General features: G+C 53.7%; 1 protein-coding gene. It reads right to left on the bottom strand.

The window, feature by feature from the left end; all coding sequences use genetic code 11:
* Positions 1–337: hypothetical protein (locus BRSPCE3_RS35810; protein ID WP_244071829.1), on the bottom strand; the 337-nt coding region annotated here is incomplete at its 3' end.
* Positions 338–352 lie beyond the last annotated feature (15 nt).

Below are 352 nucleotides of genomic sequence, written 5' to 3'. Positions count from 1 at the left end.
CACTCTTTTCACCCGTCCCAGGTGAAGCCTTTGGATCCTGAGTCTCACCACGCCTCCCGGTGTAAACATGATACCATTTTCCGTCGTAGAATCTCCATTCCTCTGTGTGTCGGCCGATCATCCCCTCCTGGGGCTGGTCCTGAGTGAAAGTCCAGCGGTAGCGGATCTTCATGGTCACTGTGCCCTTGTCTCCTTCCATACTCACGCTTTCCGGCTCCGCTCCCAGCCATTCCACACCACGCCCAATGCTCGTAAGGTATATGCTTAAAGTTACATCCTTCACCGAGTCGGGCAGTTCATAGGCAAACGCCTTCTCAAACTGCTGCTTGAGCTTCAAGTCCCAGTATTCAGC

The sequence above is a fragment of the Bradyrhizobium sp. Ce-3 genome (assembly GCF_022835695.1).
GTDB lineage: Bacteria > Pseudomonadota > Alphaproteobacteria > Rhizobiales > Xanthobacteraceae > Bradyrhizobium.
This window is presented reverse-complemented; position numbering and strand designations above follow the sequence as displayed.